This window comes from Candidatus Rokuibacteriota bacterium, from assembly GCA_016209385.1.
Taxonomy (GTDB): domain Bacteria; phylum Methylomirabilota; class Methylomirabilia; order Rokubacteriales; family CSP1-6; genus JACQWB01.
The window spans coordinates 1-15323 of record JACQWB010000201.1 but is presented as its reverse complement, the minus strand read 5'-3'; the positions used below and the strand labels follow the sequence as shown (position 1 = coordinate 15323).

Here is a 15323-nt window from a genome sequence, read left to right as displayed (position 1 = left end):
GATGGAGCTGGCGCGGTTCCGGAACCTGCTCGTGCATATGTACTGGGGCGTGGACCACCAGGCCGTCTTCAGCCGGCTGCCCGAGAGGACTCAGACGCTGGAGGCGTTCCAGGCGCGGGTGAGGGAGTTCCTGGCCTCGCGGCAGGTGTGATGGGCGGCCACCCGCGGACTCAGATCCTCGTCGAGATAGAACGAGACCACGGCGCGTGCTCGGCCCGGGGCCGGCTGAAGGAGGGTGAGGCCTGAGCGACGCGATGGAACTGACCGACCGGTACCGGAAGGATGCTGAGCGCGGTCGAGCAGGAGGGTCTGGTCCACCAGGCCAAACAGGGCGGAGCCGCCCCGGATGCCCCGGCCATCTTCCCCGCCGGCCTTCCGCTCGTGGTGGATCAGGACGACCGAGGCTCCGGTGTCGCGGGCGAGCATGAGGAGGGGCTTGAACTCCCGGAGCGCCTCGAAGGTGGCCGGAGCGTAGGTCAGGGGGCCCTCAGGAATCGAATCCGGCCTAGGTATGGATCGGCCCTCAGGCATTAGAGGAAGTAGAGACGGATGCGCTTGGCCGCTCGCTTGCTGTCGTCCTCTGAGAGGTGGCCGATCCGTTTTGCAATCAGCCTGTTGTCAAGGGTAAAGAGTTTGAGGCGAACCATACAGGGGACATGGAGCCCGGCGGCTTGGCGGTCCTCTATGTCGGTGTCTCCCGGCCATGGGTGGTGAGCCCTGGTCGTGATCATCGCGAGAATCGTGTGCCCGTTTTCGTTGAACGCCTTTTTACTGAGCACCAGGGCAGGCCGCCGTTTGCTGCCCGGTCGCTCGGCAAACGGGAAGGGAACGACGATCACATCCCATGGTTCACAAATCACGGAAGGCCTCGTCGTCGTCCGGGGTGGTCCATTCGTCAAGGGTGCTGGAGAGCGCCGCATGAAACGCGGCATCGAAGGGCTCCACCCGTGTGAGCGTGACGACGCCATTTTGAACCTGGTAGGCGATCATGTCACCCGGCTTGAGACCGATCGTCTGGCGGATCTCTTTCGGGATGGTCACCTGGCCTTTGGAAGACAATCTACCGACGTACATCGGTCAATCTCCTTTACGTTTTACAATAAGAATACAAGAGGTAAAGAGATTTGTCGACCTCTCCAACGATGGCGTGATTGGGGAGAGAGCCGGGGCGCGGGCGGTTGGGAATCAGGTGCCGGCGGTTCAGCCCCTCAAGGGTGGGGTTGGGAAGGAATCGAATCCGGGTCAGCCTGACGGTAGGTGCGCGGCTTGCCCCTGACGCCCTTCCCTTCGCGCACCACGCCTGGGCCCAGGGCGGAGAGGGCCTTTTTCGTGGCCTTTTCGCTGAGCCCCGCCTGCCCGGCCAGGCGCGCGACCTCCTGGGGGGCCGCGGCCAGGGCAGCCAGCACCTTCGTCTTCATGGCCTCCAGGCCCAGCTCCTCGGCGGTCCCAACCTTCCGGTACTCGTCCCCGACCAGCTCCAGGATCAGCTCCCGCGGCGTCTCGGCGTAGCGGCCCAGGGCGCGGAGCACGCGCTGGGTGTCCTTTCCCCCCTGCCGGCGGTCGAGCAGGAGGGCCTGGTCCACCAGGCCAAACAGGGCGGAGCCGCCCCGGATGCCCCGGCCATCTTCCCCGCCGGCCTTCCGCTCGTGGTGGATCAGGACGACCGAGGCCCCGGTGTCGCGGGCGAGGGCGAGGAGGGGCTTGATGCTCCGGATCACTTCGGCGTTCGCGTTCTCGTCGGTCACGGGCCAGAACATGGAGAGGGTGTCGAGGATGACGAGGCGAATGCCGTACTCCCTGATGAACCCCCGGAGGGCCTCGAAGGTGGCCGGAGTGTAGGTCAGCGGGCCCTCATGGACGTAGAGCGGATCCTCGGGGCCGAGGTTCAGACGGCTGAGGCGACGCCTGACTTCCCGGGGGTGCTCCTCGAGGGCCAGCAGCAGGACCCCTCCCCGCATGGTGGGGAAGCCCAGGAAAGGACGGCCCTGCGCCACGGCCACGGCGAGGGCATAGGCGAAGGTGGTCTTGCCCACTTTCATGTAGGCCACGAGGAGGGCGAGGCCCCCCTCAGGGAGAAACGGCTCCCAGATCCAGCGGATGGGCAGCTCGGGCTCCTGGCTCAGGAGGGCGGCCCCGCTCAAGGGGTGGAAATTCGTTTCCAGCCCAACCCTCCCCTTAAGGGGCGGAATCGAATCCGTAAGGGGCGGGATTGAATCCGGCCTCGGTCCCCCAATGGCCGGTGGGCCATCCTCTCCCGCGGCGAGGCGGGTCAGCCTCTCCTGGGAAGGTCCAGAAGGCACGACGAGCAGGGCCGACTCCTCTGGGTTCAGCATATGCGCTGTCTTAAAAAAATCGCCCGGAAGCACTCACTGCCTCCGGGCGGGTTGCTTAACCCCTTTACCGCCTTTTACCAAAATTTCGGGGGGGCCTGTCAATAACTTTCCACTTTTGCGCGCCGCGTCATTGACCCCGCCATGACTGTCTCTACTTTGTGACAGTCCGGGGCGCGACACGCTCGAGCCCGGTGCGCGCCGGGAGCTCGGGGATGGGCTCTTTCCCCTCAAGCCGTTGCGAATCCCGCTGCTTAAGACTCCGACTGATACGCTGACCTCATGGCAGGGCTTTTCCCCCGGATCACGTTCGAAGGAGGGCCAGAGACGATGATGAAGAAGGCAAGCGCGTTTTTCCCCAGACGTTCGGCGTTCCGAACTCGACGACCGTGATCGAGACCAGCGTGACCGCGCACTCGAACGGCCATGCCGGGCCGGCAGCCGGTCAGTTGCACTAGCAGCCCGGGCGGTCGGTGTGGGGCGAGCACGGTTGGGCCTGGTGGCCTGGTCGGTGGGCGTGGACGAAATAAGGGTGAAGGCGCCTCGAGCTGCAACGCCGTGCGAGGTCTAACGAGCGTTGTTTGACGCGCCCTTTCGGAGCCCGTACAATCCTTGCGAGGAGCCAACCCCATGGCGACCCGTCGCGTCGTGCTGACCTACAAAGAGTATGAGGCTCTCCCGGCCGACGGTCGCCGCTATGAGATCCATGAGGGAGAGCTCTCCGTGACGCCGGCGCCCAGTCCTCAGCATCAGATGACCAGCCGCAACCTGTTCCGGGTCCTTGACGCCCATGTCAAAGCCAAGGGAATCGGCGAGGTGCTCTACGCGCCGCTCGACGTGATCCTGAGCGACACCTCCATCGTCCAGCCGGACATTGTCTACCTCGACCGCACGCGCCTCGGGGCGATCAGCCGGCGCGGGGTTGAGGGCCCGCCTACGCTGGCCGTGGAGATCATCTCTCCCTCGACCACGCTGATCGACCGGAGCACCAAGCATCAGCTCTACGCCCGTCACGCTGTGCCGTTCTTCTGGCTGGTGGACGCCGAAGCACACATGGTGGAGGCGTTTGTCCTCGGGCCCGAGGGCTACTCCCTGGCCCTGCGAGCCTCCGGGCCGGAGCCCGTCAGCCCTCCCCCCTTTACCGACCTCGTGCTCGTCCCCACTTCCCTCTGGCCGTAGCCCTCACCGGCAAGGCTCCCCTGCCCCCTCAAGCCTCGGGAGGGGATCGTCACGCTGTAGGGGGTCTCGCTAAGTAGACGGCTTGGTTGAGCAAGCCATCCTCGGCGGTGAAATCGTCGAGCAAGTGTTGAAGGGCGAGAACCAGAGGGCCGACGGACCGTTGCGAGATGGTCTTTTCGCTGACGAAGATGAGCCCCCAGTGAGTGACGCCTTTTTGCGCCCATTCTGTGAGGAGTTCTTGGAAATCCGAAACGTTGTGGGTTACCAAGGCTCGATGCGACAAGGCAGCCGCGGCGAGTTGCTCGGGGTCAGTTGCCCCTCGGGTCCCGATCTCGTTGGCTGTAATGACGTCGTACCCCTTGTGCCGCAACTCGGTCGCGACGGCCGGGTTGATCTGCTCGTCCAGGAGTAGCCGCACGGGCTATGAGACCCGATACGGTTTCACGAGAGGAAAGCGCGCCGAAAGCTCCGCCTCGGCCGTCTCTTCACGGGCAAGGCGCTCCTCAATTTCCTTGGGGTAGGACCGGAAGTAATGCAGAGCAGCGTCGAGCTGTCGCCTGGACAGCTGTGGAAGAGCGTGGGCCAGGGTCTCGGGGTCTTCTCCGCAGACTCTGTAGACTCGGACGACTTCCCAAACATCGATGCCGGTGCCAGCAACGGTGGCTCTCCGTCCCGTTGGGCCATCGGTGAAGACAATGCCAGGGCATCGGCGTTGCCGCAGACCTTCTTCGATCAGTGTGAAGACGACGTAGCTACTTGGCCGTTGCGATCGCTTTGCAAGGGCGCGGATTTCCTTCAAGATGTCAGGGGGCAGCCGCAAGCTGAAGGGTAGGGTTTTCCTCATGAGAAGCCTCTTCGAGGGCAGTAGTGCATTTCACTACGCTAGCTTACAGCGAATACAATGTCGAGGACGAGAGATATCGGGTACCACTACCAGATATCGCGGAGCCGCTTCGTCCTGAGCTCACCGATGACGGCCTCGAAGCCGCCCACTGACGGCATCCTCTGATACACTGACCTCACGGCTGGGGGGTTTCCCCCGGATCACGTTCCAGGGAGGGCCAGGGCGATGATGAAGAAGGCGAGCGCGTTCCTGACGGGCTCCGTGATGGTGGCGGCGATGCTCGTCCTCGTCCCGGCCGGGGCGTGGGCGGGGTCGTTCAGGTTCGGGGCGTCTCCGCTCAGGCTTGGCGGGCTCGCCGGCCCCCCCAACGCCGGGGTGCAGCGACCCGCTGGCACGACGAAGACCGTGACGCAGACGGTCGTGATCATCACCAACCCGCAGGCGCGCCCGGTTGACCACCTCCCGTTCCTGCATCCCTTTCCCCAGACGGTCGAGGTTCCGCCCTCGATGGTCGTCATCCAGAGCAGCGTGACCGTCACGGGCTCGAACGGACATGCCACGCCGTCAGCGTGGCAGTGGGTCTGGCAGCCGGGGAGGTGGGTGTGGGGCGAGCACGGCTGGGCCTGGTGGCCCGGCCAGTGGGTGTGGGTGAAATAAGGGCGGAGCTGACCTGTTCCGGATCGGCCCGCTGAGGCCCCTGTGCCGCAAGTCCCGCTGGCCAATGGGAGTGATCGCCGGCGGGATTTGCGCGTTCGGCATCCTTCTGGTGACCACCGCCGGGGCGGTGCCTGTCAGGGAGACGCCGGCCGAACTCCTCAAGCATCGGGGGATGCCGCTGGCGTTCGCCACCATTGCCCTGGGCGTGGTCGCGCTCCTCGCCGTACCCGTCCGGCGCGAGCCGGAGCGGCATCTCGTTTCCTCGGACACCCTCCGACGGCGCTGGATGGCGGTGGCGCTATGGGTAGGCCTCATCTATCTCACGCTTCCGATCGGCTTTCAGGTCGTAAGCGCCATCGTCAAAACGATCGGGCACTCGACCTTCCGGCGAGCTGTCAACGCGCTTGGCGCTCTGGTCGCGCTCGGCTGCGTCGGCGCTTTGCTCTGGCGACGGACTCCGCTGCGGGCCTACGTGGTCTTCGCCGGCCTGGTCCTGGTCTATACCTACTACTTCGCAGCGCTCGAGGTGACGGTGAAGCGGATCCACTTCCTCGAGTACTCGTTCCTCAGCGTCCTGGCCGAGCGCGCCCTCAGGCCGTTCACGCCACCGCCCCATCTGTATCTGTGGGTCGTGCTCCTCGCCCTCTGGGTCGGGACCGTTGAGGAGTGGATCGCGGTGTTTCTTCCCCGTCGCTACGGGGCTTTGTCGGACGTCGTCTTCGACGTGGCGGCGGGCACGCTCGGGGCGCTCTTCGTGAAGTTCGTCCTCCGGGCGGGTTGACGTAGGCCGGCGCCGTCTTGTTCTCCGCCACATTCAGCGGCGTCGGGCTGGAAGAACCATGTAGAATATCCACGACGATGGGCGCCGTCTCCGCTTTGGATCCCAACGAAATCCCCCTGGCTTTGCGGGCTGCCGCGGAGCGCTATGCTGGGCTGCTCCACGGCGCCTTGGGGCAGAACCTGGTCTCGGTTGTCCTCTTCGGGTCCGTCGCGCGCGGCGATGCCGGCCCGGATTCGGACATTGACCTTCTGATCATAGCCGAGGAGTTTCCGCCTGGGCGCTTCGCGCGCCTCCGCCTGCTGGAGGGAGTGGACGGGGAATTCGAGCGGGAGCTTGATCGGCTTCGCTCTCTGGGACTCCGCCCGCGTCTGGCCAGGCTCCTCAGGACTCGAGACGAAGCTGTCAGAGTTGTCCCGCTCTACCTCGACCTCGTCGAAGACGCGAGGCTTCTGCACGATCGGGACGGTTTTTTCCGATCGGTGCTGGCGCGCCTCGAGGCCTCTCTGAAACGACTCGGAGCTGAGCGGCGGGTAAGCGGGAGGACCCGTTACTGGGTGTTGAAGCCTGATCTCGCCCCGGGCGAGGTCATTGAGCTATGACGAACATCGAGATGGCCTGGAGTCATCTCATGAGCCATTGTCCGCGCGTACTCGTGTAGTCGGGAGGCATTGTCTCCTATGAGCGCGGATTCGCGTCCTTCCCCTTCCCCGCCTCGAAGCGATAGACTACGTAAATTACGCCCATGGAGAAGCTCTATGCCTACGCAGACGAAACCGGTCAGGACACCCTGGGTGGGTTCTTCTTGGTTGCTGTGGTTGTGGTGGGCTCGGAGCGTGATGAGCTCCTGCGCTGGCTTGCGGAAGTAGAGAAGGAGACGGGGAAGGGCGCGCTCCCGTGGCATAAATCCCGGCACGAACCGCGGTCGGCCTATATGGATCGACTGCTCGGAGATCCAAAGCTCAGGGGAGCGGTCTTCTATTCCGTCTATCCGGGGACACGAGCGTATCGAGACCTCACCTTGCTTACGATTGCGAAGGCTCTGGGCGAGCGAACAGGCAAGCGTGACTACAAAGTGACAGTAGTGATTGACGGCCTCCGTCGAGGCGAGACCCGTCAGGTTGCTGTAGGCCTGAGGCGGATCCGCGTTCCTGTCCGGAAAGTGAGAGGTGGACGAGAAGAGAGTAACGCACTCTTACGGCTTGCAGATGCGATGGCCGGGTTTATCCGAGATGCGGAGGAGGGGGTGGCGGAGTGGAGGGAGAGGCTTGACCGGGCTAAGGCCGGGGGAACGATCCGGCAGATTTAGGGAAAGAAAAACCCCCGTGGGTAGGGGGCACGGCCTAGGTCCTTTTGGGACCACCCGCCATACGGTCGGAGTTCGGCTCGCTTTTTCAAGCATAAGTATAGCAAAACCGTCAAGCGCGTCAAAGGGGTCGGATAACCCTCCGGGCGCCCTGGTCGTAGAGTTCGTCCTCCGGGCTGGCTGACGTGCGCGCCCCAAGGGTTCTTCTCCTGACTCTCCTGGTCGGGCTCAGCGCCTGGTCGGCGCTGGAGGTTCGTGCGCACCCGGAGCCGGACGCTCGCCCGAACGTGCTCCTCATCACCATCGACAGCCTGCGCCCGGACCATCTGAGCGCCTATGGGTATCCGAAGCCGACGAGCCCCACCCTCGAGCGACTGGCGCGAAGCGGGGTGCGCTTCACCCAGGTCATCAATCAGGCCTCCTGGACTTCCGCGGCGCTGGTCTCGACCCTCACCAGCGTCTACCCGACCGCTCACGGGGTCCATGACCACAGGGCGCGCCTGGCGCCGGGAACAGAGACTCCTCTTGTCAGGCTTCGCCGGGCCGGGTATGCCGTGCCCGGCTTGTCATACCTGATCGCCCTCCCCGAGTTCGAGCACCTCGGTTTCGAGCCGGTTACCGACCGCGATCCTGAGCGGTGGCTCGAGGCCAATGCGCGGCGGCCGTTCTTTCTCTGGCTCCACTACGAGGGGCCGCACCTTCCGTACAACCCGCCCCCTCCGTACGATCGGATGTTCGCCCCGGGCGGGGAGCCCTTCCCCGCGGCTCTCCTGAAACGCGTTCAACCGTTTCTCGGACAACCGATCGTGCAAAAGGGCGAGGTGGCGCTGAGACCCGAGGACCGCCGGGTCCTCTCGGCCCTGTACGACGGGAAGATTCGCCGGACGGACGAGGAGGTCGGCCGCCTCCTGGGAGTGATCGAGCGGCTGGGTCTGGGGGACAAGACCGTGGTCGTCGTGAGCGCGGATCATGGGGAAGAGCTTCTCGACCATGGCTTTGTCGGCCATGCCTCGACGTCGCTGGCGGGAACCCTCTACGATGAGGTGATCCGCGTTCCTCTCATCATGACCGGGCCCGGGCTCCCCCGAGGCCGGGTGGTGACAACTCAGGTGGAGGGGATCGACGTCCTGCCGACGATCCTGGACGTCCTCGGGGTGGACCGGCCGTCGTCGTTTCAGGGGCGATCCCTCCTCCCGTTGATCCGCGGCCAGTCCAGGGCCTTTGCCGAACGCGCGTTCTCCGAGACCACCGTCTGCGGACGCTCGTGCCCCGAGGGGCGGGAGCAACCACGCCTCCAGGCGCTCCGCCGCCCGCCCTGGAAGTTCATCCAGCGCCGGGAGCCCTCCGGCCAGGTCCAGGAGGAGCTTTACTACCTTCCCTCGGACCCTCGCGAGCAGCGCGATGTGGCTCGCCGCCATCCCGAGGTGGTGGCACGGCTCCGGGGTGAGCTGACGCGCTGGGCTGCGGTCAACCTTGCGAAGGCCGTCGAGCTTCAGGCGCCTCCCGAGGCGACAGGCCACGCGGCGACTGAGCCGCCCACCATCGTCCGGCCGCGCGGGCGTGTGGCTTTTGGCCAGTCTGGCGGACGGATTGTCATCGAGTGGGTTGGGAGCACCGACGGGCGCTATGTCCTCGAGTACGAGGTCGGTCAGGGGAAGTACCGCTTGAAGGGCTCGTTCCCCGTGGCCGGCAGGAGCAAAGAGTTCGGGCCGCTCAACTCAAGCGTCTGGAACCTGCTCCCCCTCTACAACCCGTTTCGCTTCAGGCTCCGGCCCGAGGGGTGCCAGGGGCAAGGCTGCTGGACGGAGTGGGTGAGCTTCATGGTCGAGCCGGCGAACGGCCCGGTGAGCCGCTAGTCCAGGGGAGGGAAGCAAAGTCGGCGTACTCCCCGTCAACGCCGAGCCCTTTCTCCCTCTCGTACTTCCCCGGGTGGAGCCAGTGGGTTCCATTCCCGCCTCGGAAGCTCGGATAGACATCCTGGCCGCCGAGGTCGAGGAAGAGGCCGATGCAGAGGAGGGACGGACGGAGGCTCGAGCGTGGCGCTGTGATCCTCGCCATGCCCAGAGCATCGCCTGAGGCCCGGTACACGTCATTTCCCTTCAGCTCGACGAAGATGCCGATGCCGTTCTGGTTCCCCGCGCCGAGGGAGAGGGGAGGGCCCGCGTAGTGATCATCCCCCTCGTCGTCCATGAAGAAGCCGAGCGCGAGGTCGTGACCTGCCCCGAGCGCCATGAGATGCGATGCACGATACCGGTCCTGGCCGGCGAAGTCTCTGAGGGCTCCCACGCTGAAGTGGGCAGCGGCGCCTTGCACATACCACACGCCCTGGTAGGAGTCGTTCCCGCTGGCGTCGAGGAGCAGCCCCATCCCGTACCAGTAGCCGGCCCCCTGGGCGAAGACGCCGGCGGAGTACTCGTCGTCGCCGCCGCCGTCGAGGAGGATCCCGATCCCCCCACCGAGCGAGTGGCTGTCGGCGGCCCGGTGGCCAACGCCCACGCCCTGGGAGAGCGAGGCGTTGTGCTCAGGGGCCTGCTCTGAGGGATAGCGGATCTCGCGATCGTCGGCCACGTAGCTGTCATTTCCCTCCCCGTCCAGGAGAAGGCCGAGGCCTCTGACAAAGCCGAAGCCTTGAGCGGCCTGGAACGCCCGGTAGCGATCGTCCCCTTCGCGATCGATCAGGATCCCGATTCCCATGACCCCGGCGCCCTGGGCAAGAGAATCGGCCTCGTACCGGTCGCTCCCCCTTTCGTCCTTCAGGATCCCGACCCCGTACCGGCCAGACCCGAGCCCCATCTTCTCGACGCTGTAGCTGTCATCGCCGGCGAGATCGACGAGGAACCCGTAGCCAAACCGCCCGCTCCCGAACTGTCCACGGCCTCCCGCATAGTGGTCATTCCCCGCCAGATCGATGACGATGGAGACCGGATGGGCGAAGGTCGCCCCGCCGCCGGCGGTGTACGTGTCGTTCCCGCCGAAGTCGACGAGTAGAAGATAGGGCTCCTCCCCCCACCGGTCGTCAGCCCGCGATCCGCTCAGGACGATCACCCCGAGCGGGGACTCCCAGCGAAACGCGAACGGCGCGCTCACATCGAACCGGGCCAGGCGTGGGGTCACCTCATCCAGGGCATAGCCGAGAAGGGCCGCCCCCGAGAAGAGCGCCGAGTAGTCCACCTGAGACACCAGATCGTAGCCGGCGAGGCCGGTCCCCGCATCGTAGAGCTCGACCTTCTCCTCTCGTCGGACCATTTCCTCGAGCTGGCTGACGCGCCGGAACGCGAGGTCGCGCCAGCGGACAGCCTCGAGGGCGGTGTGGAGGAGCAGCGCGACCTCCGGCGCGATGCCGTGAGGGACTCCCGCGGTCAGGGCAGCAAGCTTTTGCTGGTCGTGCCCGCTCAATGGCTGACCTCGCTCCCGGTGGATACGCGCGATCGCTTCGTAAAGCGGATCCTCCCCCTGAACGCGTCGGCGGGAGTCGGCGAGAGGGTCGCTCAGCGTGCCGAGCGTTGTCCTTCCCCCTGTCAGCCCCGAGGCGGCAACGATCACGCGGCCCAGGGAGCCGAGCCACTCCCCTCGGCCCTGAAGGAGGGATTCGGTATAGCGGGGGACCAGCTGCCATCGATCGTGGAGGAGACGGAAAACCGGAGAGGAAACCCCTCCGTCGCCGCCCAAGACCTCCATCGCCCTGGCGTCGAAACGGAGCGTCTCCCACGTGAGGCCGGCCCGGATGAGCGCAGCGGTGAGGTCGTCGGGCGGCTGTCGAGCCACAACCCCGCATCCAGCAACGAGCACGACGATCGCGTGGGCAATGGCCCTCGTCGGTGTCACGCCTGCCGGCCCTCCCCAGCCCCACGATCTGCCACGAACCGATTCTGTCTCATGCGGGTGCGAGGCCTCAAGCTAGTGACGTTTGAAGTAGGGGTTGACTTCTTATTTTCGTTTTATGATAATTCCGATAATAGTTCTCTCCGCTGTTTTCACCGCCGCGAATTAGAGGGAAACCGTGGCTGGAGCGCCTGGACGGCACGTCCGAACCCGGGAGGGGTACACGGCATTCGTGCCCGATCCCCTGCCGCCGGAACTCTCCTGGGGACCGGAGCTGGTCCGGGCCCTCTCGGACGCCGACCGGCTGATCGGGCGGCTGGCCGGAGAAGGAGGGCGGCTGCCGAACCCGCATCTCCTAATCCGGCCGTTCGTCCGGCGGGAAGCGGTGCTCTCGAGCCGGATTGAGGGGACCCAGGCCACTCTCGGTGAGCTCCTGGCCGCGGAGGCCGGGGCGGCGGTGGAGCGGAGCCCCGCGGACCTGCGAGAGGTAGGGAACTATGTCGTGGCTCTGGAGTACGGCATTAAGCGCCTGAAAAGCCTTCCCCTGTCACTCAGGCTCATTCGGGAGCTCCACAAGAGACTTATGGCCGGCGTTCGGGGCGACTACGCAACTCCCGGGGAGTTTCGTCGATCGCAGAACTGGATCGGCCCGCCGGGGGCCCCGCTGGCGAATGCCACATACATCCCGCCTCCGCCGGGCGAGCTCATGGCCTGCCTTGGAGATTGGGAGAAGTTTCTGCACGACCGCTCCCTGCCGCCCCTCGTGCAAATCGGCCTGGCGCACTCGCAGTTCGAGGCGATCCACCCGTTCCTGGATGGCAACGGGCGCGTCGGGCGACTTTTGATCACGCTCTTTCTTGTCGAGCGGGAGATTCTGCCCACGCCCCTGCTCTACCTGAGCGCGTTCTTCGAGGCGACGCGCCGCGACTACTACGAGCGCCTGCGAGACGTGACCGGGCGGGGAGAGTGGGTGGAGTGGCTGCACTACTTCCTGAACGGCGTTGCCCGACAATCGGAGGACGCTTTGAGCCGCGCCGAGAGGATCAACGGGCGCCTGGCGGAGTGGCGGATTGCTGTCTCAGGAACGCCGTCCAAGGTGCCGCTGGCGTTCCTGGATCAGTTGGCCGCCAACCCGTTCCTGACCGTCAAAGGGGCGGCGAAACGGCTCGGTGTGGCCTTCACGACTGCCCAACGCGCAGTCGCGAGGCTTCAGGATCTGCGCATCGTCACGGAGATCAGCCAGGCCAAGCGCGACCGCGTCTACTGCGCCAAGGCCCTGCTGGACATCCTGGAGGAGCCGGCGCGCCTTACCCCGCTCGAGGAGGCTTGATGCCGCTTCCTAGTCGCATGCGGGTCCAGACCCCAGGTGGCTGTCGGAATAAGACCCTTCGAGCGCGGGCTTCGCCCGCGCAACCAACTCGGGCCTCGCGCGGCGGGTGGCCTGCCTCGCGGCATGGCCGAACCCGCCACGCTCGAACCACCATTCCTGGGGGAGGCCTCGGAGGGGGCCGTCGAGGCCCCCTCCGACTGGACTAGAATAGGGCGCGTGAGGCGGCGAGTGCCAAACTGCTGCTGCCGCGACGGGGACTGATGGAGCGAATCCGGGTCCTTCGAGTGATTGCTCGCCTGAACGTGGGCGGGCCTGCCCTCCACGCGACTCTCCTCGCCGAGCGACTGGACCCGATCCGCTACGAGAGCTGGCTGGTGGCAGGGCGGGAGAGTCCGGGCGAGGCCAACTATCTGACCCTCATGGGACGGTCTCTCGAGAACCTGACCATCATCCCCTCCCTGGGGCGGGAGATCCGTGGCGCGGGGGATCTCCGGGCCTTCCTGCAACTTTACCGCCTCATGCGCGAGCTGCGCCCGCACATCGTCCACACCCATACGGCGAAGGCGGGAGCCCTCGGCCGGGTCGCGGCGCGCCTGGCGCGCGTGCCGGTCGTCGTGCACACTTACCATGGTCATGTTCTTCAGGGCTACTTCTCGCGCGCAAAGACGCGCCTTTTTCTGGGCATCGAGCGGACGCTCGCCCGGTGGACGGACCGGCTCCTCGCTGTCAGCGAGGCGGTGAGGCAGGACCTGTTGCTCAGGAGGGTCGGAAGTCCCGAGCGCCTTCAGGTGGTTCCCCTGGGGCTTGACCTGGATCCCTTCCTTCGCTCTGAGACCCTCAGGGGCCAGCTCAGGGCCGAGCTGGACCTGAGTGACGCTCCGCTCGTTGGAATCGTCGCGCGCCTGGTCCCCATCAAGCGCCACGAGGACTTTCTTTCCGCCGCTCAGGCGGTGACCATGCGAATTCCGAACTGCCGCTTCGTCGTCGTGGGAGATGGTGAGTTACGCGGGAGGCTGGAGACTCGCGCACAGACCCTGGGGCTGGCCGGCCGGATCCACTTTCTGGGCTGGCGCGGGGATCTCGCGCGAATCTACGCTGACCTGGATGTCGTGGTGCTCACCTCGGCGAACGAAGGGCTCCCGGTTTCGCTGATCGAGGCCATGGCTTCCGCCCGAGCGGTGGTGGCGACGCGCGTCGGCGGGGTGCCGGACCTGGTGGAGGATGGGGTCACCGGCCTGCTGGTTCGGCCCGGAGAGCCCGACGAGCTGGCTCGGGCCGTGCTCGAGCTCCTGGCTGATCCCGAGCGGCGGCGCGCCATGGGCGAAGCCGGGCGAAAGCGTGTCTACCCGGCCTTCAGCGCGGACCGCCTCCTGGCCGATATGGACCGCGTCTATGGCGAACTGCTCAGGGAGAAGCTTGGAGATGCGTTATAGCGAGTCGTCCCGCTACGCGGGTGGAGGGTGATGTCGAGGTTCACTCGCGTGGGCGGCGAAACTCTTCTCGGGTGCGCTCGCCCTCGCCCTTTACCAGCTCGGCGACGTACCGGGTCGTCTCCTCGATCCGTTCCAGGATCTGGGCCTGGAGCTGGGCGCGCTGGTCGATGCCCTCCAGGATCTGGGCCTGGCGCTGGCCCCGCTCGTCCATCCGCTCCAGCATCTCGCTCTGGCGCTGGGCCCGCTCGTCCATGCGCTCCAGGATCTGAGCCTGGTGGTCCAGGACTTCTCCGAGTCGTCCCACGACCCGGCTGTGACCGTCCAGGGTTTCACTCTGGCGCATGAGCGCCCGGGTCTGGCCCTCCAGCATCATCGCCTGGCGCTCGCCGCTCTCGTGAATCTCGCGCAGCCACTCCTTCATCTTGGCGCCATTCACGAAGACAGCGTAGAGGACCAGGGTAAGGCCCAGTGTCGATGCGAAGAGTCCGACGAGACCGAGCAACAGCTCCATACACCCGCCTCCACAGACGCAGGTCCACCATAGCACGCGACTAGAGCGGGCTCAAGCCGCTCCAAGATCCTCTCGGATGAAGGGCATTTCCGACAGTCGCACGGCCATGGTATCCTGCCGGCGCTGGGAGCGACAGGAGCGAATCGTGACACTTTGGTGCGCGTGGTGAAGAGGTCGAAGAGGTCGCTGGTGCGCGCATGAGCACGCTCGCGATCTGGGGGTTGGTCGCGCTCGGGCTGTCGTTCGGGCTCACGCTCGTCTGCGAGCGCGTCGCTCGACGCGTGGGTCTTGTCGCCGCCCCGCGGGAGGACCGCTGGCACGGGGCCCCGGTGCCTCTCCTGGGCGGGGTGGCGATCGTGTGCGCCACGCTCGTCCCCCTGGCGCTGAGCGGGGCCGGGACGCGCGACCTCCTGGTTTTGAGCCTTGCCGCCCTCAGCATGGCCGCCGTGGGGCTGGCGGACGACATCTACTCCCTCAAGCCCCAGATCAAACTCGCCGCCCAGATAATTGTGGCAGCCGCGCTACTTTACTCGGGCTTCCTCCTACAGGTGAGCCGGGTTCCGCTCCTGGACGTCTTCATCACGCTGGTTTGGATCGTCGGGATCACCAACGCCTTCAACCTGCTGGACAACATGGACGGGCTTGCGGCTGGAGTGGCGGCGATCGCGGCGGGGTTCTCGTTGCTCCTGTCGTTTTGGGACTTCGACTCGAAGGGGGCGCTGGCTTCGGCGGTCTTCCTGGGGGCCTGCCTGGGGTTCCTCGTGCGCAACTTCCCGCCCGCGCGCATTTTTATGGGGGACGCCGGGAGCTACTTCCTGGGCCTGTTCCTGGCCGGGCTGTCGCTCGTCGCCAAGTTTCCGTACTCGCGGGGTATTACCGCGGTCATGGCGCTGCCTGTCCTCATCCTCCTCGTCCCCATCTTCGACACCGCCTTTGTGACGATCACGCGTCTCCTGTCGGGCCGTCCGCTGGCCGTCGGCGGGCGCGACCACACTTCGCACAGGCTCGTCGCGGTCGGGGTGTCGGAGCGCGGGGTCGTCCTCTTCTTTTACGGGGTCGCAGCCAGCTCGGGTGTGGTCGCGCTCCTCTCCTACCAGATCGGCCTCTCGTACTCCGTTGTTCTCCTCGGCCTG

Annotated in this window: 17 protein-coding genes; 10 read left to right on the top strand and 7 right to left on the bottom strand. The window is 65.9% G+C overall.

Annotated features, from left to right (window positions below; all coding sequences use genetic code 11):
* Positions 1–151, top strand: a 151-nt coding sequence (locus tag HY726_14625; GenBank protein ID MBI4610231.1) for a DUF86 domain-containing protein, incomplete at its 5' end; no start/stop codon positions are given.
* Between the two features lie 379 nt (positions 152–530).
* Here the strand turns inward: HY726_14625 and HY726_14620 are convergent.
* The 3 genes from HY726_14620 to HY726_14610 form a co-directional block, all read right to left on the bottom strand.
* Entirely contained in the window at positions 531–920 is a 390-nt protein-coding gene (locus HY726_14620; protein MBI4610230.1) for a type II toxin-antitoxin system PemK/MazF family toxin, read from the bottom strand.
* Positions 850–1074: an AbrB/MazE/SpoVT family DNA-binding domain-containing protein gene (locus tag HY726_14615; GenBank protein MBI4610229.1), complete on the bottom strand. Its 225-nt coding sequence runs from the start codon at positions 1072–1074 to the stop codon at positions 850–852. Before HY726_14615 ends, HY726_14620 begins: the two co-directional genes overlap by 71 nt.
* Before the next feature lie 134 nt (positions 1075–1208).
* Complete coding sequence (locus HY726_14610) at positions 1209–2141, bottom strand: AAA family ATPase (protein ID MBI4610228.1); 933 nt, start codon at positions 2139–2141, stop codon at positions 1209–1211.
* An 819-nt stretch (positions 2142–2960) separates the two neighbouring features.
* Between HY726_14610 and HY726_14605 the strand changes: the two genes are divergently transcribed.
* A complete protein-coding gene (locus HY726_14605; GenBank protein MBI4610227.1) occupies positions 2961–3509 on the top strand; it encodes a Uma2 family endonuclease in 549 nt (182 codons plus the stop codon).
* 49 nt (positions 3510–3558) lie between these two features.
* On the opposite strand, the gene HY726_14600 is transcribed toward HY726_14605, so the two are convergent.
* Positions 3559–3927, bottom strand: a complete 369-nt coding sequence (locus HY726_14600) for a DUF5615 family PIN-like protein (protein ID MBI4610226.1) — start codon at positions 3925–3927, stop codon at positions 3559–3561.
* Positions 3928–3930: 3 nt separating this feature from the next.
* Positions 3931–4353, bottom strand: a complete 423-nt coding sequence (locus HY726_14595; GenBank protein ID MBI4610225.1) for a DUF433 domain-containing protein — start codon at positions 4351–4353, stop codon at positions 3931–3933.
* 225 nt (positions 4354–4578) lie between these two features.
* On the opposite strand from HY726_14595, the gene HY726_14590 reads away from it, so the two are divergent.
* The 5 genes from HY726_14590 to HY726_14570 all read left to right on the top strand — a co-directional run bounded on the left by HY726_14590 (position 4579) and on the right by HY726_14570 (position 8950).
* Positions 4579–5010 carry a YXWGXW repeat-containing protein gene (locus HY726_14590; GenBank protein MBI4610224.1) on the top strand — a complete coding sequence of 144 codons (432 nt, stop codon included), beginning with the start codon at positions 4579–4581 and terminating at the stop codon, positions 5008–5010.
* Between the two features lie 64 nt (positions 5011–5074).
* Positions 5075–5791 carry a VanZ family protein gene (gene vanZ, locus HY726_14585; GenBank protein ID MBI4610223.1) on the top strand — a complete coding sequence of 239 codons (717 nt, stop codon included), beginning with the start codon at positions 5075–5077 and terminating at the stop codon, positions 5789–5791.
* 77 nt (positions 5792–5868) lie between these two features.
* Positions 5869–6390 (top strand): nucleotidyltransferase domain-containing protein, encoded by a 522-nt coding sequence (locus HY726_14580; GenBank protein ID MBI4610222.1) that lies wholly within the window; start codon positions 5869–5871, stop codon positions 6388–6390.
* 143 nt (positions 6391–6533) lie between these two features.
* Positions 6534–7097, top strand: a complete 564-nt coding sequence (locus tag HY726_14575) for a DUF3800 domain-containing protein (protein MBI4610221.1) — start codon at positions 6534–6536, stop codon at positions 7095–7097.
* 182 nt (positions 7098–7279) lie between these two features.
* Positions 7280–8950 (top strand): sulfatase, encoded by a 1671-nt coding sequence (locus HY726_14570; GenBank protein MBI4610220.1) that lies wholly within the window; start codon positions 7280–7282, stop codon positions 8948–8950.
* Here the strand turns inward: HY726_14570 and HY726_14565 are convergent.
* The gene (locus HY726_14565) at positions 8913–10919 is read right to left on the bottom strand and encodes a hypothetical protein (GenBank protein ID MBI4610219.1); all 2007 of its coding nucleotides are present in this window, start codon (positions 10917–10919) and stop codon (positions 8913–8915) included. The two genes, HY726_14570 and HY726_14565, sit on opposite strands and share 38 nt — an antisense overlap.
* Before the next feature lie 175 nt (positions 10920–11094).
* On the opposite strand from HY726_14565, the gene HY726_14560 reads away from it, so the two are divergent.
* The gene (locus tag HY726_14560; GenBank protein MBI4610218.1) at positions 11095–12246 is read left to right on the top strand and encodes a Fic family protein; all 1152 of its coding nucleotides are present in this window, start codon (positions 11095–11097) and stop codon (positions 12244–12246) included.
* 260 nt (positions 12247–12506) lie between these two features.
* The gene (locus HY726_14555; protein ID MBI4610217.1) at positions 12507–13679 is read left to right on the top strand and encodes a glycosyltransferase family 4 protein; all 1173 of its coding nucleotides are present in this window, start codon (positions 12507–12509) and stop codon (positions 13677–13679) included.
* Between the two features lie 40 nt (positions 13680–13719).
* On the opposite strand, the gene HY726_14550 is transcribed toward HY726_14555, so the two are convergent.
* Positions 13720–14190, bottom strand: coding sequence for a hypothetical protein (locus tag HY726_14550; GenBank protein ID MBI4610216.1), 471 nt, complete (start codon positions 14188–14190; stop codon positions 13720–13722).
* Positions 14191–14387: 197 nt separating this feature from the next.
* Here HY726_14550 and HY726_14545 point away from each other — a divergent pair.
* On the top strand, positions 14388–15323 hold a 936-nt coding region (locus HY726_14545; protein ID MBI4610215.1), incomplete at its 3' end, for an undecaprenyl/decaprenyl-phosphate alpha-N-acetylglucosaminyl 1-phosphate transferase.

Excerpts from the sequence above, each read along its gene's own strand:
- HY726_14620 (MBI4610230.1), bottom strand. The coding sequence starts at position 920 with ATGCGGCGCTCTCCAGCACCCTTGACGAATGGACCACCCCGGACGACG.
- HY726_14615 (MBI4610229.1), bottom strand. The coding sequence starts at position 1,074 with ATGTACGTCGGTAGATTGTCTTCCAAAGGCCAGGTGACCATCCCGAAA.
- HY726_14605 (MBI4610227.1), top strand. The coding sequence starts at position 2,961 with ATGGCGACCCGTCGCGTCGTGCTGACCTACAAAGAGTATGAGGCTCTC.
- HY726_14595 (MBI4610225.1), bottom strand. The coding sequence starts at position 4,353 with ATGAGGAAAACCCTACCCTTCAGCTTGCGGCTGCCCCCTGACATCTTG.
- HY726_14590 (MBI4610224.1), top strand. The coding sequence starts at position 4,579 with ATGATGAAGAAGGCGAGCGCGTTCCTGACGGGCTCCGTGATGGTGGCG.
- vanZ (MBI4610223.1), top strand. The coding sequence starts at position 5,075 with ATGGGAGTGATCGCCGGCGGGATTTGCGCGTTCGGCATCCTTCTGGTG.
- HY726_14580 (MBI4610222.1), top strand. The coding sequence starts at position 5,869 with ATGGGCGCCGTCTCCGCTTTGGATCCCAACGAAATCCCCCTGGCTTTG.
- HY726_14575 (MBI4610221.1), top strand. The coding sequence starts at position 6,534 with ATGGAGAAGCTCTATGCCTACGCAGACGAAACCGGTCAGGACACCCTG.
- HY726_14555 (MBI4610217.1), top strand. The coding sequence starts at position 12,507 with ATGGAGCGAATCCGGGTCCTTCGAGTGATTGCTCGCCTGAACGTGGGC.
- HY726_14550 (MBI4610216.1), bottom strand. The coding sequence starts at position 14,190 with ATGGAGCTGTTGCTCGGTCTCGTCGGACTCTTCGCATCGACACTGGGC.